Source organism: Nostoc sp. LEGE 12454 (assembly GCF_056620565.1).
Window position 1 is genome coordinate 64,404 of sequence record NZ_JBWQXL010000017.1, and the last position, 21,789, is coordinate 86,192.

Consider the following 21,789-nt stretch of genomic DNA (forward strand, 5'->3'; position numbering starts at 1 on the left):
TGAGGTGCTTAAATTGAAAATAATTCAACAGTTTCGTCGGGTTTTAACAGCTTTAGTCTTGGTATTAGTACTAACAACGACTGCCGCCTGTAGTGGTACTGTTCAAGCTAAACAACCAACTCAATTACCGCCTGGAATCAGTGATAGTGCCGACTATGCCTTGTTGTCACGCGGTAACAGTGTACAGGGTCAAGATTTTGGGAACTGGGTTGTCGCTACAGCCAAGGGAATTGTCCAAGATGCTTATGTACGTGACAACAATAAGTTAGGTGTCGTGATTACGCCTAAAGTTCGTCCGACCGAAGTGCGACCATTAGCAAAATCCTTACTCCAAGGTTTTCACAAAAATTTCCCTAATCAAGACTTAAAAGTTTTGATGTATGCACCAGACAAAAAACTGATTTTGACGGCTCAGTATGATGTGCAATCTCAGCAAGTTGACTATAAATAGGGACTCATTTTTTGGAGAAAACCTGAGTTAATTCAGTTGATTGCAAGTATAAAAAGGAGACATTTAAAATGAGCAGCAGTGACAAGTATAAACGCGAAATTCTCAACGAGTTGGCTCACGGTAATACAGAGTCTTTAGATGATGTTTCATCTGACCAAACTCAGGAATACCAAAATTTTGACGATTTTGCCCAGCGTTCATCTCACGATCAACGTCGGCAATTGTTTAGTCAATCTTTCAACCATAACAGCATTCCACCAAGCCAGCTGGAGCCAGAACTCCAAAAAGCGATCGCTCAGATTAAGCCTAATGAACGGGATAATGTTGCACGGGCATTTTTCAAACACTTAAAGCAAAGAGGTCTAGACGAGCGCCATCTGGAGCGAGATTTGGGGCTTTCTACCCACAACGCTAACCACATGAATGCAGATGACCTCAGCAAGCTGGCGTCTTTCACATATCATAGCCATCCTGACATCTTCCAAGAGGTGATGGCTGAACAACCAGCGATTCTGAAGTTTCTCAGTAATCCAATGGTAGGTGCAGCTTTAGGAGCGATCGCCTCTAAATGGTTCGGTCGTCATAAATAAGCATTTCCAAACTTGATACACATAGTCTTTTGTCTGAATGCTGCAAATATAGTGTGGGAGTCAAGGCGCAGCTATAGTGAAAAGTCAGACACGAGCAAGGATTAAAGTCAAGAACATCAAAATCTCCAATTTAGTGGCTTGCAATTTAGATAAAATGTGAGCCACTATTTTTTATTCCAACCTCCTGCCTCATTCACACAAGGCTAACAGCCGCCTCTAACATTCGTATTGTCCCAAGTTCAGCATTTATTTCCACTTCTACACCGATTGGTAAAGTGAATTTATCCTTAATATGACCAATCATTGAACCATACCAAGCAGGAATACCTAAAGGAAGTATGTGTTGTTGCAATACTTGCATTAATGTAAATGACGGCTCATCTCCAAGACTACATTTAGTGCATTGCCCAAAGATAAAGCCAGCAATTTGATTAAGTATCCCAGCAGTTTTTAATTGCGTCAGCATCCTATCTATACGATAAACATCCTCGCCAACTTCTTCCACAAACAGAATGCTTTTGTTCCAAGAAGGTAGGTAAGGTGAACCTACCATTGCTGATAAGACTGACAAGTTTCCACCCACAAGTTTACCTCTCGCCTTTCCCGGTGCTATTATCTCCATCCGCACTTCGCTAGGGTTGAGATTTTGCATAGTCACCGCTTCAGCATTAAATAGGATGCGCTTGAAGTAATCGACTGTAAATCGATTCCAGGTAGACGTAGCAACTGGCCCATGAAAAGTAATCATTTGACTACGGGCATTAATTGCTAACAACAGCGTCGTAATATCGCTGTAACCGATGATAATTTTCGGATGGGAGCGGATTAGCGAGTAGTTGAGTAGGGGTAAAATGCGATTACAACCCCAACCTCCACGCATGGGAATAATTGCTTTGATGGTGCGATCGCTAAACATCAAGTTTACATCCTGGGCGCGATCGCTGTCTTTACCCGCTAAATAGCCATAACGATCTAAAATATGTTTCCCCAGCTTGACTTTTAAACCTAACTGTGAAATTGATTTATGCGCGGCTTCAATGTCTTTAGCGTCAACGATACCCGCAGGGGCGATTAACCCTACGATATCGCCAGGTTGTAGGCGGGGCGGCTTGCGGATGGTGTTTAGAGATGGCTTACCTTGGGCGGTAAGTGTTGGTATTTGAGTGGCTAAAGTAGCCAGCCCACAGGTTGCAAGAAATTCCCGACGCTTGATATTCATAATTATTGTGTTGGGGATTAGGATTCTAAAAAGTTAGATCCCCGACAACTTTTACGAAGTCGGGGATCTGGATACCGCGAATTTTCACAAATTAAATAGGATTGCGATATATAAATAGGACTTACGCAAAAATCGCCCAAAAGCTTAATTTGTCGAACCGCCATCGCGCTTCGCGTCTCGCAGAGAAGACGCCAAGACGCCAAGAATTTGTAAAGTGTGCGTAAGTCCTAATAAAATTAAACCTTTTGTATCATATCTGAAATCACAAATCCATTATTAGTCAACTTAGCATCAGTAGCAAATGAATCACTGATGATAGGCAAAAGGCGATCGTATAATTGCATCGTCTGTAAACAACTATTAATACTAGAAACTGCCGAATTATATGCTGCAATATTTTCTTCAACAACATTCAACAATCGGCGATTATTTGCAATTTTTTCTTCAGCTTCTTGTTCTAATATTTTCTCTAAATAAGCACGTGCCTGTGGGTATTGTTGCAAAATTTCATCTGCTTGCCGATCTGCCATTGGCAATAACTGACTTTTCAGTGTTTGATTGATAGTTTGACGGAAAGATTTGCGAATAGTTTGGGAAACTTTTGGTTCAAAATCTAACTTCAATAACTGCCTAATGGCTGGTTCTGCTTCCACGATACTTTCAGCGTCGTAACCTTGAGAAGTTTGCGATAAAGTTTGGCGAAATTGATATATAGAAAAAGTGCCTTCATCGTAAAATCTAGGGCTTTCTCGCACAAAGCGATCGCACTCTACACTAGCTGCACTCACCAGTGCTTGAGTAACTAATTTTTCTAAACTTCTAATCTCTTGTTCGATACCGCCATCATTATCTAATAAACGATACAGTTGACGATAATATTCTGACTTGCGAATCTTTTCAATTAACCGCTGAAAATAATTTGCAACTACTTGCTGAGAAGATTCAACCAAAATATCTTCTAATTGATTTGCTAAGTAATAAAATGCCTCTACTAAAATAGCAATTAAAGGTGCAGTAGCGTTGCGAGGATGGCTGATGGTTGCACGTTGATAAGCAGAAGCTACAGAAAAAGTATCTAGCAATTCATCTAAGCGGCGAATCATTCGTGATTGCAATTGCTTAAAATCTGCTTCAAAAGCATCACAAGAATTATTAATTACATGGTTAACTTCTTCTTTGATATGCTCGCTAAATTCTCTGCCAATTTGCTGTAGTTGCTGATTTAGGCATTGTAACTCTTGCGCCTTCATCGTCTCAATTTCTTGGGGCTGACTATCTAAATCGCGTTGGACACTCTGATAATGTTTTTTGAGCTTAATACAAACATCTTCCAAATCATCAGCAAGATTTTTAAATAATTGGGGACGCTTTTCTTCGGTAAGATAACGAGTAATAGCTGTGCGAAATTCTTCAGTTCCACTATCTTGAATTAGCTTTTTTATCAGTTCATTTCCCCACTCTCCCAGAATGCGCACATAATTTTGATTTGGAGTTTCAAAGCCGTTCACAGAGACACGGAATTTACTGGAAGATAGCTTTCCTGAATTTACACAGTAGTTGTTAAAGGCATAGACAAATTGTGGAGTTTCTTCTTTACCATCTAAACCTTTAATACTTTCTGCAAAAACAGAATCTAAACCAAATCTATCTTGTGGGCTTGTCTGTTTAATCTGACTGCCATAAAATCCTAATAATCCACTGGTTTTATAAACCTTCCTGGAATTGGCAAATTGCCCACTAAGCAAATCGTCTAATCGTTGCCGTAGCTGAGTATTATACCAAGTTTCATCGATCCGGTTGAAGACATAGAAAACGCGATCGCGTACTCCCCCATTCTCCCGCATTAATTCCAAAAGTTCTGTTTCTTCTTTTGTCATATCACCCGCCGAAGCAGGTTTTAGCACGCACACCACCGCCGAAGTATCAGGATGTTGAATTTTGGCATAAGTTAGTTGTGCGTCTTTCTCTACTGGCGCATCTATCCCCGGCGTGTCAATAATTACATTACCATCTTGTAGCAGAGGATGATTGCAGTAATATTCTATCCGCTTCAATACCGCACTATTACTACCACGACGCGCATATCCAGCCGCTTCCTTGAGATTGGAAAAGTTAAATTGCTCCATTGAGTATGTAGCATTATTAACCGTGTTGATGCGATCGCGGTTTGCCATATATCCCTCTAGCAACAACATTAACGCCTTCGCCTGTTTTGCACGTTCTGATTGACTCTCACCACCCTCCTGCTGAATAATCGCTTCAGAACCTTGACGTAGCAGGTTAATTACCTCAGTTTGGTTAATATTAGTGACTGTCTGAAATCCTAGTTGCTGACACAAAGAAACTGCTTGTTCCCGAATCTCTGCTTCACTTAAAAACGTCAAAACAACACGTTCTTTATCTACTTCTGCATACTCGATTTTGCATTCTGTACCTGTAGCGTGTCCTTCTGCGCTGTAGAGTAATTCCCTTTCTAATAGTGCATTGATTAGCATTGATTTCCCGGCACTAAAAGCACCTGCAAATACAATTTCAAACTTGGGAGAAATCGCCTTACTTAAAGAAGTTCGTACAGGTGTAATATCTTGAGAACGTAGTGTTGGTTCTTGTTGTAAAAGTTGTAATATAGACTCAACCTGCTCTTTCAAATTTTTGCATTGAAGCGGCATATCTGACATATTCAGCATCCTGAAAATATTTATGTATATATTAGTAATATTTCTTGGGTTACTGGTTCAGTAAAATTCCTGACAATTTCACTGTGCTTTAACTGACGCACTATACAAATTAATTAATAAGCGATTATTCTATAAACCCAAAGCCAACCTGGTTGCAGAAGTAGCAGTCAATTTGTAGTTGTTAATAGTGCGCCCAGTCTCAGTACATCAGATTTTTTTGTGCAAGTGTTAGGACATACATCTGTAGCCCTCTACTTAGAACACGGAACTTCAAGCATAGAACCTTAAAGTTCACTCGCTGACTAACAAGAAATAAACACAGGAGAAAATCATGGCTAATTCATTATTCAACCTGCTGAACCTCTCTGATTTGAATGGCACTAATGGCTTTATAATTAACGGCATTGCAAGAGGCGTCTCAGTGAGTAATGCGGGGGACATCAACAACGATGGCATTGACGACCTGATTATTGGGGCAAATGATGCCGACCTCAACGGCAAATATGATGCTGGGCAAAGCTATGTAGTGTTTGGGAGAACAAATCTGGGCAGTGGCGGCACCCTCAACCTCTCTGATTTGAATGGCAGTAATGGCTTTTTGATTAACGGCATTGCAGCAGGTGACTTCTTAGGCTACTCAGTCAGCAATGCAGGGGACATCAACAATGATGGTATTGACGACCTGATTATTGGGGCACGAAATGCCTCCCCCAACGGCAAAGATACTGCTGGGCAAAGCTATGTGGTGTTTGGGGGGACGAATCTGGGCAGTGGCGGCACCTTCAACCTCTCTTCTTTGGATGGCACTAATGGCTTTATAATTAACGGCATTGCAGCAAATGACTTCTTAGGCAACTCAGTCAGCAATGCGGGGGACATCAACAACGATGGTGTTGACGACCTGATTATTGGGACATATGGTGCGTCCCCCAACGGCAATTTTGAAGCTAGGGAAAGCTATGTGGTATTTGGAGGGACGAATCTGGGCAGTGGCGGCAGCCTCAACCTCTCTGATTTGAATGGCACTAATGGCTTTTTGATTAACGGCATTGTAGTAGGTGACTACTCAGGCACCTCAATCAGCAATGCGGGGGACATCAATGGTGATGGCATTGACGACCTGATTATTGGGGCATATGGTGCCTCCCCCAACGGCAAAGATAATGCTGGGCAAAGCTATGTAGTGTTTGGGGGGACGAATCTGGGCAGTGATGGCAGCCTCAACCTCTCTGAGTTGAATGGCAGTAATGGCTTTTTGATTAACGGCATTGCAGAACGTGACTTTTCAGGCTCCTCAGTTAGCAATGCGGGGGATATTAATGGTGATGGCATTGACGACCTGATTATTGGGGCAAGTGGTGCCGACCCTAATGGTATCAGTATTTCTGGGCAAAGCTATGTGGTGTTTGGGGGGAAGAATCTGGGCAGTGGCGGCATCCTCAACCTCTCTGATTTGAATGGCACGAATGGCTTTTTGATTAACGGCATTGCAGTAGGTGACAGATCAGGCTCCTCAGTCAGCAATGCGGGGGACATCAATGGTGATGGCATTGACGACCTGATTATTGGGGCAAGTAGTGCCGACCCCAACGGCATTGTCGATGCTGGGCAAAGCTATGTGGTGTTTGGGGGAACGAATCTGGGTAGTGGCGGCACCCTTAACCTCTCTGACTTGAATGGCACTAATGGCTTTTTCATTAATGGCATTGCAGCATATGACGCATCAGGCATCTCAGTCAGCAATGCGGGGGACATCAACAACGATGGAATTGACGACCTGATTATTAGGGCACCAGATGCCGACCCCAACGGCATCAATGGTGCTGGGCAAAGCTATGTGGTGTTTGGAGGGACGAATATTGCCAGTAGCAACACCTCTCCTAACCTGACTGGAACTCCCGATGCAGATAACTTATTTAGCACACCTAGCAATAATATCATCGATGGGTTAACTGGAGACGATACTTTAACAGGCAACGGGGGTCAAGACAAATTTATTATTCGCGTTGGTGATGGCAATGACACTATCACCGATTTTGCTGGCATTGGGAAAGGTACAAATCCTTCAGCAGAAGTCATTGCAAATGTTGACACCTTGCAATTTACAGGTAGTGGCTTAACTGCCCAAAATCTGCAATTAACTCAAAACGCTAACAACTTAGAAGTTACCTTTGAAAATGTGGCTAATACCAAAGTCACTCTGCAAAACTTCAAATTAGAAAACCTCGATAATGTGCCAACTTCTGGAGCAAGACCTGCGATTGGCAATATCTTATTTGATGGGCAAACCAACATCGCCGACAGCTTTGATGTGTTCGATGTCAATTCCACTCAAACTACGCTATTCAACAAGAACACGGTGACTTTCCTCAATGAACTCAACAATAACATCACGGGTTTTGACAACTCCGCTGATATCATTAATGGTCAGGGGGGTGACGACATCATCAACGGCAAGAGTGGCAATGACGTGCTCAGAGGTGTTGCAGGCAATGATACCCTTATCGGTGGTGCAGGCAATGATACCCTTGTCGGTAGTGCGGATGCCAACTCTTCCTTCAACCTCTCTGACTTGAATGGCACGAATGGCTTTATAATTAATGGCGGCATTGTAGCAGGTGACAACTTAGGCTTCTTAGTCAGCAATGCGGGGGACATCAACGGTGATGGCATTGACGACCTGATTATTGGGGCAAGGAATGCCAACCCCTACAGCAAAGATAATGCTGGGCAAAGCTATGTAGTTTTTGGGGGGACGAATCTGGGCAGTGGTGGCACCTTCAACCTCTCTTCTTTGGATGGCGCTAATGGCTTTTTGATTAACGGCATTGCAGCAGGTGACAACTCAGGTTTCTCAGTCAGGAATGCGGGGGACATCAACGGTGATGGTATTGACGACCTGATTATTGGGGCATATTCTGCCGACCCCAACGGCATCAATGGTGCTGGGCAAAGCTATGTAGTTTTTGGGGGGACGAATCTGGGCAGTGGCGGCACCTTCAATCTCTCTTCTTTGAATGGCACGAATGGCTTTATAATTAACGGCATTGCAGCAGGTGACAACTCAGGCTATTCAGTCAGCAATGCGGGGGACATCAACAACGATGGCATTGACGACCTGATTATTGGGGCACCTGGTGTCTACCCCTACGGCAACGATTCTGCTGGGCAAAGCTATGTAGTGTTTGGAGGAACGAATCTGGGCAGTGGCGGCACCTTCAACCTCTCTTCTTTGAATGGCACTAATGGCTTTATAATTAACGGCATTGCAGCAGGTGACTTCTCAGGCGTCTCAGTCAGCAATGCAGGGGACATCAACAACGATGGCATTGATGACCTGATTGTTGCGACACCTTATGCCGACCCCAACGGCATCAATGGTGCTGGGCAAAGCTATCTAGTGTTTGGGGGAACGAATCTGGGCAGTGGCGGCACTTTCAATCTTTCTAACCTGAATGGCACTAATGGCTTTATAATTAACGGCATTTCTGAATATAACAGATTAGGCAACTCAGTAAGCAATGCGGGGGACATCAACAACGATGGCATTGATGACCTGATTATTGGAGATGGTCCTGGGCAAAGTTATGTAGTTTTTGGAGGGACGAATCTGGGCAGTGGCGGCACCTTCAACCTCTCTTCTTTGAATGGCACTAATGGCTTTATAATTAACGTCATTGCAGCAGGTTACAACCCAGTTAGTAATGCGGGGGACATAAACAACGATGGCATTGACGACCTGATTATTGGGGCACCTGGTGCCTCCCCTAACGACAAAGGTTCTGCTGGGCAAACCTATGTAGTGTTTGGGGGTAAGAATCTGGGCATTGGCGGCACCCTCAACCTTTCTGACCTTAACCTCTTTTCTTTGAATGGCACTAATGGCTTTATAGTTAACGGCATTGCAGCAGGTGACTTCTCAGGCTTATCGGTTAGTAATGCGGGGGACATCAACAATGATGGCATTGACGACCTGATTATTGGGGCAACTGGTCCCAACACCAACGGCAAAGGTTCTGTTGGACAAAGCTATGTAGTGTTTGGGGAGACGAATCTGGGCAGTGGCGGCACCCTCACTCCGACAGGCAACAGCCGTCAAGATACATTTGTATTTCGCCCTGGGGATGGCAATGACACCATCACCGATTTTGGTGGCATTGGGAAAGGCACAACCCCAACATCAGCAGCGATCGCCAATGTTGATACCTTGCAATTTATGGGTTCGGGTTTGACTGCCCAAAATCTGCAATTAACTCAAAATGCTAACAACTTAGAAGTTACCTTTGAAAATGTTGCTAATACCAAAGTCACTCTGCAAAACTTCAAATTAGAAAGCCTCGATAATCTGCCTGCTTCTGGAGCAACACCTGCGATTGGCAATATAGAGTTTGATGGGCAAACTAACATCACCGACAGCTTTGATGTCTTTAATGCCAACTCTACTCAAACTAGCCTGTTTAACAAAAACACTGTCACATTCCTCAATGACCTGAATAACAGCATCACAGGTTTTGAAAACTCCAACGATGTGATTAATGCTCAAGGGGGTAATGATATTATCTATGGCTTGAGTGGCAACGATCTATTGCGAGGTGGTGCTGGTAATGATACTCTCGTCGGTGGTGCTGGCAATGATACTCTCGTTGGCGGTGCTGGCGCTGACTCTTTCGTTTACAACACCGATGCAGTTTTTGGCGCGACTGCTGTTGGTATAGATGCGATCGCTGACTTCAACAGTTCCGAGGGTGATAAGATTGTTTTAGATAAAATTACCTTTAGTGCGATCGCTTCAACTCCTGGAACAGGTTTTAGTAACAAGAGTGATTTTCAAATCACTTCTCATAGGGGAACCAGCACAGCGAAAATTATCTACGACCCTGTGAGTGGACAGTTATTTTACAACCAAAATGGCAGTGCGGCTGGTTTTGGTAGTGGCGGTCTATTTGCAACTTTGACTGGTGCGCCAACTCTGAGTGCATCAGATTTTGTTGTGCAAGTTTAGATGCTATTTTCAGGTAAATATACCATGCGGTAGGGGCACAGCAATACTCATTGCAACTTAAGCTAAAACCCAGCCTAAAACTAGCTTTTAGCTTAAGTTGACACCAATGAGCAATGCTATACCCCTACGACAACTGAATTCTGACTCCTGAGTTCTGAATTGTTGTTAATAAATTGCATAGATGATATTTTTACCTTTTTTGAGGCACTAATACAGGTAATTTAAGGGCATCAACTGCAAATTTAGCGTGTTGTCCAACAGTCAAAACATTAAACTGACTCGATATAATTTCTAAACTTTTGTTCACTATTGCCAGCTTTTTGTAAGTGGGAACACTCATACCAGGAAAGAATGAGAGTTCTGGCACATCTTCTTGACTTACAAAGTCTGTAGGATGGAGTAGCAAAGAAGGCTGGACGCGTGTAACTTTACACAGCCACAGAGCAATTCGCAGGTACACTAACGCCACTTCCGAAGAAAATGTACTCAGAAACATTATGTAACTAAAGTGAATTGGCACTTTAAAAACTGGCATGGTGGTAACGGGAATCTCAGTTAGCCTATCCTTATCTAGTTGCCACTGGTAAGGTTTTAGAGGCTGCAAACCCTCTTTAAAACCGCCAAACAGCGCTTCCCGTTTTTTACGTTCTTCCTTGCTCAATTTACAAGTTATTAAATAATATGCTCGTGCTATAGGCCCCAAAAATGTAGGGAAAGTCGAAGCATCATATTCGTATCCTCGTCGTGCTAAAACTTTCAATACTGCTGGAGAAAAACTGTATCCTGGGCCCCGAAAGCCGATAGGATGTTGATGAGTGACGCGCTTGATATGTTCTTCGGCGAGTGCCACCTCTTCTTCAATTTCATTCTCTGAATACAGATGTAGCCAAGGATCGTGATAGAATGAATGGTTGCCAATTTCGTGACCGGCGCTAGCGATCGCTTGTATTGCTTTGGTATTCTTTTCTAGCGCTGCATCCTGACCGACAATGAATACTGTGATTGTCAAATCCCATTGCTTGAGAATATCTAAGAAACGAGGTACTGCGATATCCAGGTAAGAAGGATAAGTCTCCCAACCCGGAGCGCCCTGATTTTTTAAATAAGACCAAATATTATCCAAATCTAGAGAAAGACTGGCTATTGGTTTGTTTCCTTTTTGCTTTGTTTTCATTATGAGTTAAATTATTTGGACAATTTTAAGCGTCAATTATAGTCTAAGGTTTGGACTTTACTAGTCAAGTTCTATAGTTCGATCGGGGCTGAGTTTAAGGGAAACCCCAAGCTAGAATATTTGCGGCTCCTAATTTTCAAAATAAAGAGTTAGTTTAAAAGCAGCATTTCGTAAGCATAGCCCCTCATATCATGTCTGCTTGATTACTTATTAAACCCAAACAACCCCACCCCGCCAAAGCTACGCTTTGTCTCCCCTCCGCGATGCTTTGGCTACGGTGTACACACAAGTTCTTTCGTTCATAACACAAGTACTTTCCTTCATAACAGAATCGCACTAAGAAAGATACAGCCCTTGCTCTGACTGCTTAAGAGGCTCTAGGCAGGGAACCCATTCTGGAAGGGTTGCCGCCTCCAGTAGCTTGACAAGAGGCAGAGCCTCTTTTAAATACATTCTCAAGCCTCCAGGCTGGAAACAAGACGGCACAAGCTTTTGGGCTTTTCTTAGTGCCATTCTTTCATAACACAAGTACTTTCGTGCACAACACAAGTATTTTCGTTCGCAACACAAGTACTTTCGTGCACAACACAAGTATTTTCGTTCGCAACACAAGTACTTTCGTGCACAACACAAGTATTTTCGTGTACAACACAAGTATTTTCGTGTACAACACAAGTACTTTCGTGCGCAACACAAGTACTTTCGTGTACAACACAAGTCTTTTTTGAGCCTTTGAGGGAATAAAAAACAGTTTTGTTTTTCGAGAGGGGTTGGGGGGATTAAAAGCCTGTGGAACCACTCTAAAAGACTTGTGTGTACTTTGCTATCCACATCCTAGATGTTGATTTGCTGCCTCTGGGTTAAACACATTGCAATTCCCTTTTCGTAGTAAGCTGCCTCATTAATAAAAATTGGCCAAACAGTAGATGCACCTTCATAAACAATTGTTTTATCGTCAAAAGTTATAAAAATTGGATCTCCTGGGTTCAAGGCTTGATAATCCTTATCCTGAAGCTCTGGATGAATCATTCCAAAGATTGTACCATCCGGTTTTTTTGGGTAGTCTACAACTGATAAATGGTCATAGAGAATCAACGTTTTATTATTTGATAGAATTTTACCCTGGTTAAACTGTTCTAGGTAGTCCAGAAGGGCGCGAATAAGTTCCTCTGTTTGTTGGAACAGCGTTGCTTTTAAAAGTCCTTGGGCAATTGGGCCAACCTCAAACGCAAAGCCTAATTCGCACAGAGAATTTACAAATGGGTTTTCTGCAATTGATTTAAAAGAGCAACGATAAACCCGAACTAAAGGATTAATCTGGCTCAGATAAGCAGCCAATTTTAAGTTTAAGGGATGACTATTATCAAGAATAATTGTCAGACCCATATTAGCTGTACTGCTGTGCAAGTCTAAGATGAAATCGGCTTGTTTATCCCCATTTGATACTAGGGTATCCTGAATTAATTTAGCTTGCAAATCTTCGTAACTATTCAAAGTCGGATCTTGTAAATCTTGCTTGAGAAAACAGCGATTTAAATCTTTCTCTACATATCGTCTTCCGGCGGCAAAAGCATGAGGATTTGCCAACAGAGTGACTGTCTCAAAACTCGATCTAGTAATTAAATCGGGAAACTGGGCAAATTTCTGGATTAGGTATGCTCCTGTAAACTCATTGCCATGAGTTCCACCGACAATTGCAACTCGATTAATCTGGTTCATGAAGCATTCACTCTGCCAATGCGATCGCGATCGTGTGGTTGATTAAGATAAGACATATCTGGCCCATTCGGGATAATCCCACCGGGGTTGAGTGGAAATAAATTTCCGTAGTAGTCCCGCTTCACAGTTTCTACGTCGCAAGTGTCAGCTACACCTGGAAGCTGATACAAATCGCGCAGATAAGCTCCGAGATTCTGATAGTCTCGAATTCGCTGCCGATTGCATTTAAACAGCCCATAGTAGGCACTATCAAACCGAAATAATGTCGTGAATAACCGCACATCTGCAAGTGTCAAATGTTCACCGCAGAGATAGCGATTAGTCTGCAATGCGAGTTCAATCTCATCGAGAGTTGCGAACAGTTCATTACAGGCTTGATTGTATGCTTCTTGAGTCTGGGCAAAGCCGCAACGATACACCCCGTTATTTACCGCGTGATAAATCTTCTCATTCCACCAGTCAATTTTCTCTTTAAGTTCTTCTGGGTAAAGATTTAGCGTCGGATTGTTGGCGAACTCGTTAAACTCAGAGTTCAGCATGACGATAATCTCTGAACTTTCATTATTGACGATGGTTTTTGTTTGGTTATCCCATAATACTGGCACTGTAGAGCGTCCACTGTAGCCGGGTTCTGCCTTCTGATAAAATTCAGCCAGTGTGCGACAACCTTCAACTTCATCGTTAAATATCCAACCGCCTTCAACGGGAGAAGGAGAGACTATACAAACTGATATTACCGCTTCGAGTTTTTTAAGCGATCGCACAACTAAAGTTCGATGCGCCCAAGGACAGCCCAGCCCAACATAGAGTTTGTAGCGCCCCGTTGCTGGTGGGTGTGGATTCCCTTCTTCTGTACCGATGAACTTGCGAAACTGGCTATTAGGACGAATATATGCTCCCGACTGATTGCGAGGAGCAAGATTTGACATCATTATCTGCCACATAGTCGTCCAGACAAACTTTCCTACCCAGATAATCAGCTTGGGAGGAAGCGACTTGCCTTTCTTCTTGGGGAGCTTTTTCTCGTCATCCATTGGAGTTGAGTTAGTCATGGCGACAATTTTGCTTTGTGAGCGATCGACGTTACTGCTGTATATGCTGTTAAATTTATAGGCGGTAGGTTATCATACCTACACGTACTAATGGCACGCTTGATAAGGGTAAATCCATTATCTATAAGGATGAAAGGGTGTAGGGTATCGGGTGTGGGGTGTAGGGAATGAAGAATAAGTAATCTCTGTTTCACCTCGTGAGCTTGAATAGACATCTTGCAAAAGTAACTTTTGCTTTCCGGTTGGGGAAAGGTTAAAGGTTAAAGGTTAAAGGTAAAGGGGAAATTCCATCCCTTTTCCCTTTAACCCTTCCCCTTTCCCCCACTTCTGCAAGAAGTCTAATGTTTATTAACACTACATCCTACCCCCTACCCCCAACACCCTGCCAACACCCTGCCCAGACGAGGTTTCACGTTATCAAGCGTGCCATTCCCTACACGTACCTTGAGATTTCTTACTTTAACTCTACTACGCTTTGCCTGAACTGTTGGATCTATATGACAATATTGTGGATACCGATATCGCTTTAAGGACAACTTATAAGCTCAGGGCGAACGCATCTTATTTACTAATAAAAATTCGATTTATGGAGATGATGAAGCGATCTCTATTTCTATTAAGAAATATTTCTAATAGTTCTGAGAGTGATTACAGAGTGAGCGATCGCGCAGCGACTCCGTAGGAGTTTCGCCTTTCTCAACTGCTGTGTTAGTTTTCAGATAATCCTGCACCAACTTACAACCATAAGTCAGTGCATCTAGGTGGAGAATTCGCTGCAAATTCCAAAGAATGAGCGTGTTGTCATCACCCCCTGAAGCTAGAAAACTCCCGTCGGGGCTGATAGCTATTTGCCTAATCGCTGCGGTATGTCCTCTAAGGGTCGTTATTTCCGTACCATCAAGCTTCCAGAGTTTGACAGTAGCATCTACGCTACCAGAAGCAAGTATTTTTCCATTGGGACTAAACGCTACTCCCCAAATTGCTGCACTGTGATCAATGAATGTTTTCAACAACTTCCCATTGAGTGTCCACAGTTTAACGGCATTGTCACCACTTCCAGAAGCTACCATTTTACTGTCAGGGCTAAAAGCAACTCTCCATACTGCTGCACTGTGTCCTGTAAGAGTTCTGAACAATCTGCCATCAAGTGTCCATAGCTTAACAGTACCGTCGCCACTGGCTGAAGCAATGAATCGACCGTCTGGACTAAATACAACTTGCCACACTTCTGCTTGATGTCCTTTGAGAATCTGTGGTGTAGGGCGATTGCGCTGCCATATCTGAACAATCTTTTTAACAGTTGCGATCGCAACTGTTTGACCATCAGCACTTAATAGCGCTTCGATGATTTTGCTGTCAGGAACTTTGTAAGTAGCAACATTGGTGCCGTCTGGCTTCTTAAGTTTTATCGTATCATTGTTAATTTTAAGAGCAATTAATTTATCATCTCCACTGAATGAAACTTGGGAGATTGAGCCTCCAGATTCAGTCCAAGTTTTGAGTAATTTGCCTTGGCGACTCCAAAATTTCGCGGTATTTTCGTGGCTAGCTGTGGCTATGGTCGAACTATCCGAGGTGATAGCGATTGACCAAATCCCGGACTGATGGGCAATGATAGACTTTTGGAATGGGTTCTCACTCTGCCAGAGTCTGACAACGTTTTCTGCGCCTGCCGAAGCAATAAAGTTGCCGTCAGGGCTAAAAGTCACTCCCCAAACGGACGCAGTGTGCCCTCTGAGTGTCCTGAGTTCTGTACCATCAATGTTCCAAAGTTTAATTGTTTTGTCGAGACTAGCGGAGGCAATAGTCTGACCATCGGGACTAAAGGCAATTTTCCAAATCCCGGCACTGTGTCCAGTAAGAGTTTGATATTGGCGGTAGCTTCCATCTGTGCTATTTCGCTGCCAAAGTTTGACAGTTTTATCTTCACTTGATGAAGCAATGGTCTTACCATCAGGGCTGAAAGCTACTCCTACAACCCAACTCGTGTGACCTTGGAGAGTTTGTACTAGCTTGGCATTTTGCCAGCCTGTAGTGTTTCGTTTCCAAAGTTTTACTGTTTTGTCTAGATTTGTGGCAGCAATAAGCTGACCATCGGGACTAAACGCTACTCCGCTAAATCCCTCTGTGTAAGCTTGAAACGTGTTGAGCCTTGTGCCGTCTCGCTTCCAAACTATCACCGTTTTGTCCCAACTGGCAGAGGCAAAAAACTGACCATCGGGACTAAAAGCTACTCCCCAAACCAAAGCCGTGTGACCTTTAAAAGTTTTTAGCAGCTGACCGTTTCGCTTCCACAGTTTAATAGTCCCATCTTCACCCGCCGAGGCGAGTGTTCGACCATCAGGGCTAAAATCGACCGTCCTAACTGCTCCCTTATGACCTTTGAGAGTTGCAACTAGTGTGCCATCACGTCGCCAAAGCTTGATTGTTTGATCTACACTTGCTGAGGCAATCAGAGAATTGTCAGGACTGACATCTACAGCTAGAACAGCTGCTGTATGACCCCAAAAACGGTTGTACTCATCTGCTCCATAAACTGCTTGTTGCAGTGCATTTTCTACTTGAGGTGCAAGATTTGTATTTGATTTACCTAATTTTTGCAGTCTTTTTTTTGCTTTGATTGCTTCTACAAGTGCATCCAATCTGCGATTTGAGGCAAACAATCCCACAGAAGAAGATACAAGCGCTCGAATTTCACTGTTTTTAGCTTGAGTTTCACTGTTGCGAGTCTGGTGATACAAAATGAAAGTTCCTATTCCCAAACTACTAGAAACGAGCAATCCAATACTGACTGCAACTAGTAAATATTTCTGTAATAAAGCCGTTCTTTTCTCTTGTGCTAGTCGTGCTTCTACCTCTTTGGCCCGTGCTGCCTCCAATGCCATTTGCACTTCTTTGCGATCGCATTCAACACTTGCGGCTAAAAATTGATAATCTAAATCGCTCAGACTCTTGCCCTGTGACCAATTTTGAGTATCTTTTAAAGCTTGTCCTCGCAACAGACGCGATTCATCTTTGTAACGTGATGCTACCCAAGCGTTGAATGTTTGCGAGTAGGGGCGGAGATTATCTAGTTGTCTCAACACCCATTGGGCATTAAAAACATTCCGATAGATGGGATTTTTAATTTTGAGATAGCCGTTGTGTCTCTCTACTAAACCGGACAACAACAGTTGTGTCTGTTCTCGACTATCATCAGTTGGAACAGAACGAAGGGGCAAAGGGGAAAACTCTTCTCCCCCGCTCCCCTGCTCCCCTGCTCCCCTGCTCCCCTGCTCAAGAGCCTCTTCTGCTTGCAATACCTGTTGATAAATACCCAACAACCGCCCTGCCTGTTGTTCGTCGAATAGAAGACGATCGCGAATAGTACGCAAATGTTCGGGTTCGTCTTGTGACTGCCAATTTTGAATAATCTGCGATCGCACTAATTGCTCTACCCACAATGCTTTTGTACCTGGAGGTAGGGTAATCTTCCCTCTAGTAGTTTCAAAGGCTACTTGAGTAATTAAGTCACAGAGCTTTTGTGTCAGAAAGGGTTGTCCGCCTGTCCAATAAATAACCTCTTGTAGTATTGCTTGTGGTTGACTGACTACTTCTTCTAATCCTAGAAGCAAGGGCGTGGCTTCATGCAGTTCAAAGCCCTGTAACTCAATTGCTTTACCAAGGTTAAAGGGCGTGCGGCGTTTATCAGCAATCAAGTCGGAGGGACTAGCTACACCAAATAGTGCAAATCCCAAGCGTTCAAAGTTTGAGTTATGCGATCGTAGATTATAGCACTGACGAATCCAAGCAAAAAAGTCGTTAATTGGGAAACTTAAACTCAGCAGGCTATCAATCTCATCAATAAATATGAAGATGCGTTTGGCTTTGCCGTCTCGTAGAGAATCACTTTTGAGATTTGGTAGTAAGATATCTTCAACAAATAGCTGTAGTTTTTGCACCGAGGAAATACCTGCTTGCATTTCCCACCAACACTGAAAGTCAATTTGTGACGCTAATTTCAAGCTATATAATAAGCTGATAATAATGCCTTTATACCATTGATCTGGTGTAGTATCTTCAATACCCAAGCGAGTCATATCTAAGTAAACACAGCTATGCCCTTCTGACTTAAGACGATAACTTGTGCGTTGTAGTAACGATGACTTGCCCATCTGACGAGAGTTGAAGACATAACAGAAATTGCCAGCTTTCAAGCTAGCATAGAGTTGTTCATCTGCCTGACGGGTAACGTATGTGGGGTCGTCACTGCGGAGACTACCGCCTACTTGATATCTCATATCTAAGTGTGATTATCAAATAACGACATTAACATAATGACTAGTAATTTGTAGATAAATTATTGAAATTAAATATTACAAATTTTACAGCACAGTTTTATGTAATAATTCAGTTTATTCTATCTAACTTTTAGCTTTATTCCTATTTTTTTACTACGGAGAAAGCGATGTCTGACGACAAGCCGCTTTGCATCTACACATTCCCTATGGGTCTAAAGAAACATTTATAAACAAGTCAAATTATCTTGCCTTTCGCCTTCTGTGCTTCTGGTTCAGCACTTAGCAATCGACGTAAAGCGGCAAGACTGCGACTGCTAAACCTCCCGCTTTATTTATTGAAAAAGGGATAACCACTGACTTGTAAAAAAATATTTAAAAAGAGCTAGTATCAATTATTATAAAAACCGCAAATTTCAATTTCTTCTTGATAGCTGCTCGCTCAAACAATTGTCGATAACTGTTTTGCAAAATAGGCCTGGTAGAGTCCGTAACGCGGTAAGACGCGATCGCCTTCAAAGCGAATTAATCCTAAACCTTCAAGCTTGTAAGTGTCAATAGGATTAAGAGAAATACCTTGCTTTGCTGCCAGAATTTCAGCAAAAGTCTTTGCAAGTCTAGGATTTTCTTGCAGTTTGATCAACTGTCGCCATAAATGATCGCGGTAGATACCACCATTGGCGATCGCTTCCTCTATTATTTCTTGCAGGGTCATTTCTTGAGACCTAAGATAATACAAACTAATCTGAATTAGTGCTGGATGTCCTCCTACTAGTGACATCAGTTTGGCCAAATCTTTAGCTTTAAACCAGTCTAAACTATACCGCCTAGCTAAATCTTCTACTTGTGGTTGAGTAAAATCATTCAGACGAATAGGTAGGCCAATATTAAAAGGAGAGAGGTTAATATCCATAGAGATATAGTCTTCGGTTGAGTAAACCATTACTAACCTCAGCTTTTGCCAATTGGGATTGTGTCGTGCTTCCTCACACCATGACCGCAACAATGCAAAAAAATCTTGGCAAATGTGAGGATATTCAAAAAAACGGTCAACTTCATTCAGCACCAAAACCACTGGGCTTTGACATCGATCTAGCAAATAGTTTTCTAAATAGAAGCCGCTACTCAAGTTGTAGCCAATTTCTTCATTCCAGTTTTCCTTGAGGTTTGGGTCTATACCTAATTGAGTTGCAATTTTCCAGCAAAGACGACGCAACAGTTTATTTAAATCAGTTAGACACTCACTATCGAATTGGTAGCAATTTAGATTTACAGTTTGATACCCAAGTTTGTGTGCAAAGGCACAAAGCCTCAACACAAGAGAACTTTTACCCATCTGTTTGGGGGATCTAATCCGAATCACACAGCCACTAGTAGTTACTTCTCGATAAACCTTTCTCTCTAGTGGAGGACGTTCAATATAAAAGTGAGAATCTAAAGGTACGGGGCCATCTGGGTATGACCAAAGATTTTCTATCTGTTCAGTTTGTGTGTGATGTTCTTCGACAAATGAGGTTAATTCAGAACGTTGAGATAAATCTTTTTCTATATTTGCAATAGACAATAACTTAGATGTTTCAGTCTCATTTGCTTTGTTGACTATGGTGTAGTCTTCGCTGTGTAATTCTAAATTAAAAGCGCTAAAGCAGAGTTTTATTGTTTTTTGATCTACACTTTCACTTAAAGACCATAATTTACTCAAAGTTCTACTAGAAACATGAATGCGCGAGCTTATTTCTTCTAAACTCAAGTGTTCGCCTTTATTTTCTACTATCTCCACAGAAAGAATTGCTGATTGTAACCGTTTAATCCCTGTGGAAGTTAGTACAACTCCGCGTGCGCGTTTAGTTTTATACATGGCTGTCCCAAGTAGCTGTTATAAATGAGTGTCACAAGCAACATTTGTTTTTACATACTGAAACTATAATTTAATGTGGCAATCTTTTATACATTTTTATTTCATCTTTTCCTAAGATATATTGGAACTCTAACAAACAAGTTACATTATACTAGCTTGATAGTAAACATTGTCATCAGTTATTTATTTATCCTACTTTTCCTACTTTTCCTACTTTTTTACTGGGTGTTTTGATGGTTGTCTTGCAAAAACTCTCTAAAGAAATGAAGTCTTTGTATTTACCTGAATTTGTACAAATGTGATTAAATAATGTAATATTTTTAACTTGTATAAATTATGACTTTTCTTGCGTATTGCAAAAATATTATCGCTTTATTAGAACTCTAAATATTGAGTATTAATAGTTGTGGAACTACTTGTAATCAAAACTTGGTTAAAAACTTGGCAGAAATTATGCACAAGCAAAATCCAAAAATAGACGAGTAGATAAGCTATGGTTTAGTAATATTTTATACTTTTTTCTTAAAGAAGTAATGCAGAATTTATTTATATAGATGTATTCTGATTACTAGCTCCTACCAAGAAAAGGGAAGATTTTCTAACTGTCTTAATACCCATTGAAGAGTGAAAACACTCCGGTAAATCGGATTTTTAACTCTCAGATAGCCGTTATAATTTCCCACCAAACCAGATAGCAACAGTTCTGTCTGTTCTTCACTATTATCGGCTGGTATCGAATTATCTATCGGGTTCCTATTCCTTAGTTCCTCTACTTGTAACACCTGTTGATAAATATTTAATAACTTTCTTGCTTTGTGTTCGTCAAAAAGTAAGCGATCTCTTATGGTACGGAGATGTTCAGGTTCATCTTGGAATTCCCAATGTTGAATAATGCGCGATCGCACCAATTGTTCTACCCAATATCCTTCAGAACCGTTCGGTATGGTAATCGGTGCTTTATCACTTTCTAAGGCAACTTGCACAACTAACTGACAAAGCTTTTGGGTGAGAAACGGCTGTCCTCTTGTCCAATGAATAATATGTAGCAATATTGCTTGTGGGTGGCTGACCACTTCTTCTAAACCTTCAAGTAGTGGCATAGCTTCATGTAATTGAAAGTCACATAAATTAATTGCTTGACCAATGTTAAAGGGCGTTCGATGTCGATCGACAATTAGGTTAGATGGACTAGCTACACCAAACAAAGCAAATCCCAAGCGTTGAAAGCTTGGGTTGTGTGCTTGCTGTTCATAACAGTAATGAATCCAGATCAAAAAATCGTTGACCGGAAAATTCAAACTCAGCAAGCTATTAATATTATCGATAAAGATGAGAATGCGATTATTTTTAAATTCTCTCAGCAACACCTGTCCAACAAATTTATACAGTTGTTGTACAGGGTCAAGTTCTGATTGTTGCTCCAACCAAGTTTCAAAGTTGATTCGCTCTGTCAGATTTAACTTGTGAAACAAGCTGAAAATAATGCCCTTGTACCATTGTATAGCTGTAGTTTGATTAGTACCTAATAAAGCTAAACTCAGATAAATACATATATAATTTTCTTTTTCTAAGCGATGAATAGTCCGGTGTAGTAGAGATGATTTGCCTGTTTGGTGGCAGTTGAAGACGTAACAAAAATTTCCTGTTTTTAATCCAGTATAAAGTTGTTCGTCTGCTTGACGGACAATATATGTAGAGTCATCATACTTCAGGCTACCACCAACCTGATATCTCATAGTCAAGTCAATTCCCATAAATAGGGATACTTG

General features: G+C 41.9%; 12 protein-coding genes. 3 read left to right on the forward strand and 9 right to left on the reverse strand.

Annotation, left to right across the window (positions count from 1 at the left end; translation table 11 throughout):
* Nucleotides 1–13: 13 nt before the first annotated feature.
* A complete protein-coding gene (locus AC1F2U_RS18805) occupies nt 14–451 on the forward strand; it encodes a hypothetical protein (protein ID WP_480262478.1) in 438 nt (145 codons plus the stop codon).
* Nucleotides 452–519: 68 nt separating this feature from the next.
* The gene (locus tag AC1F2U_RS18810; protein WP_480262479.1) at nt 520–1,041 is read left to right on the forward strand and encodes a hypothetical protein; all 522 of its coding nucleotides are present in this window, start codon (nt 520–522) and stop codon (nt 1,039–1,041) included.
* 193 nt (nt 1,042–1,234) lie between these two features.
* Here AC1F2U_RS18810 and AC1F2U_RS18815 read toward each other — a convergent pair whose 3' ends face one another.
* Both AC1F2U_RS18815 and AC1F2U_RS18820 read right to left on the reverse strand, forming a co-directional pair.
* On the reverse strand, nt 1,235–2,260 hold the full coding sequence (locus tag AC1F2U_RS18815) for a S66 peptidase family protein (protein ID WP_480262480.1): 1,026 nt from the start codon (nt 2,258–2,260) through the stop codon (nt 1,235–1,237).
* 236 nt (nt 2,261–2,496) lie between these two features.
* Complete coding sequence (locus AC1F2U_RS18820) at nt 2,497–4,938, reverse strand: dynamin family protein (protein WP_480262481.1); 2,442 nt, start codon at nt 4,936–4,938, stop codon at nt 2,497–2,499.
* A 331-nt stretch (nt 4,939–5,269) separates the two neighbouring features.
* Here AC1F2U_RS18820 and AC1F2U_RS18825 point away from each other — a divergent pair, with 331 nt between their 5' ends.
* Nucleotides 5,270–9,940: a beta strand repeat-containing protein gene (locus AC1F2U_RS18825; protein ID WP_480262482.1), complete on the forward strand. Its 4,671-nt coding sequence runs from the start codon at nt 5,270–5,272 to the stop codon at nt 9,938–9,940.
* A 190-nt stretch (nt 9,941–10,130) separates the two neighbouring features.
* Here AC1F2U_RS18825 and AC1F2U_RS18830 read toward each other — a convergent pair whose 3' ends face one another.
* The 7 genes from AC1F2U_RS18830 to AC1F2U_RS18860 form a co-directional block, all read right to left on the reverse strand.
* A complete protein-coding gene (locus tag AC1F2U_RS18830) occupies nt 10,131–11,114 on the reverse strand; it encodes a polysaccharide deacetylase family protein (RefSeq protein ID WP_480262484.1) in 984 nt (327 codons plus the stop codon).
* Between the two features lie 336 nt (nt 11,115–11,450).
* The gene (locus tag AC1F2U_RS18835) at nt 11,451–11,627 is read right to left on the reverse strand and encodes a hypothetical protein (protein ID WP_480262485.1); all 177 of its coding nucleotides are present in this window, start codon (nt 11,625–11,627) and stop codon (nt 11,451–11,453) included.
* Nucleotides 11,628–11,948: 321 nt separating this feature from the next.
* Nucleotides 11,949–12,833, reverse strand: a complete 885-nt coding sequence (locus AC1F2U_RS18840; protein WP_480262486.1) for an aspartoacylase — start codon at nt 12,831–12,833, stop codon at nt 11,949–11,951.
* The gene (locus AC1F2U_RS18845; protein WP_480262487.1) at nt 12,830–13,885 is read right to left on the reverse strand and encodes a glutathione S-transferase family protein; all 1,056 of its coding nucleotides are present in this window, start codon (nt 13,883–13,885) and stop codon (nt 12,830–12,832) included. The genes AC1F2U_RS18840 and AC1F2U_RS18845 overlap by 4 nt, the downstream gene beginning before the upstream one ends.
* Before the next feature lie 629 nt (nt 13,886–14,514).
* Nucleotides 14,515–18,165, reverse strand: a complete 3,651-nt coding sequence (locus AC1F2U_RS18850; RefSeq protein ID WP_480262488.1) for a WD40 domain-containing protein — start codon at nt 18,163–18,165, stop codon at nt 14,515–14,517.
* A 439-nt stretch (nt 18,166–18,604) separates the two neighbouring features.
* Nucleotides 18,605–20,020 carry an AAA-like domain-containing protein gene (locus AC1F2U_RS18855; RefSeq protein WP_480262489.1) on the reverse strand — a complete coding sequence of 472 codons (1,416 nt, stop codon included), beginning with the start codon at nt 20,018–20,020 and terminating at the stop codon, nt 18,605–18,607.
* 575 nt (nt 20,021–20,595) lie between these two features.
* The gene (locus tag AC1F2U_RS18860; RefSeq protein WP_480262491.1) at nt 20,596–21,756 is read right to left on the reverse strand and encodes an AAA-like domain-containing protein; all 1,161 of its coding nucleotides are present in this window, start codon (nt 21,754–21,756) and stop codon (nt 20,596–20,598) included.
* Nucleotides 21,757–21,789: the final 33 nt, after the last annotated feature.

Excerpts from the sequence above, each read along its gene's own strand:
- AC1F2U_RS18850 (WP_480262488.1), bottom strand. The coding sequence starts at position 18,165 with ATGAGATATCAAGTAGGCGGTAGTCTCCGCAGTGACGACCCCACATAC.
- AC1F2U_RS18860 (WP_480262491.1), bottom strand. The coding sequence starts at position 21,756 with ATGAGATATCAGGTTGGTGGTAGCCTGAAGTATGATGACTCTACATAT.
- AC1F2U_RS18845 (WP_480262487.1), bottom strand. The coding sequence starts at position 13,885 with ATGACTAACTCAACTCCAATGGATGACGAGAAAAAGCTCCCCAAGAAG.
- AC1F2U_RS18815 (WP_480262480.1), bottom strand. The coding sequence starts at position 2,260 with ATGAATATCAAGCGTCGGGAATTTCTTGCAACCTGTGGGCTGGCTACT.
- AC1F2U_RS18835 (WP_480262485.1), bottom strand. The coding sequence starts at position 11,627 with ATGGCACTAAGAAAAGCCCAAAAGCTTGTGCCGTCTTGTTTCCAGCCT.
- AC1F2U_RS18840 (WP_480262486.1), bottom strand. The coding sequence starts at position 12,833 with ATGAACCAGATTAATCGAGTTGCAATTGTCGGTGGAACTCATGGCAAT.
- AC1F2U_RS18855 (WP_480262489.1), bottom strand. The coding sequence starts at position 20,020 with ATGTATAAAACTAAACGCGCACGCGGAGTTGTACTAACTTCCACAGGG.
- AC1F2U_RS18830 (WP_480262484.1), bottom strand. The coding sequence starts at position 11,114 with ATGAAAACAAAGCAAAAAGGAAACAAACCAATAGCCAGTCTTTCTCTA.
- AC1F2U_RS18825 (WP_480262482.1), top strand. The coding sequence starts at position 5,270 with ATGGCTAATTCATTATTCAACCTGCTGAACCTCTCTGATTTGAATGGC.
- AC1F2U_RS18820 (WP_480262481.1), bottom strand. The coding sequence starts at position 4,938 with ATGTCAGATATGCCGCTTCAATGCAAAAATTTGAAAGAGCAGGTTGAG.
- AC1F2U_RS18810 (WP_480262479.1), top strand. The coding sequence starts at position 520 with ATGAGCAGCAGTGACAAGTATAAACGCGAAATTCTCAACGAGTTGGCT.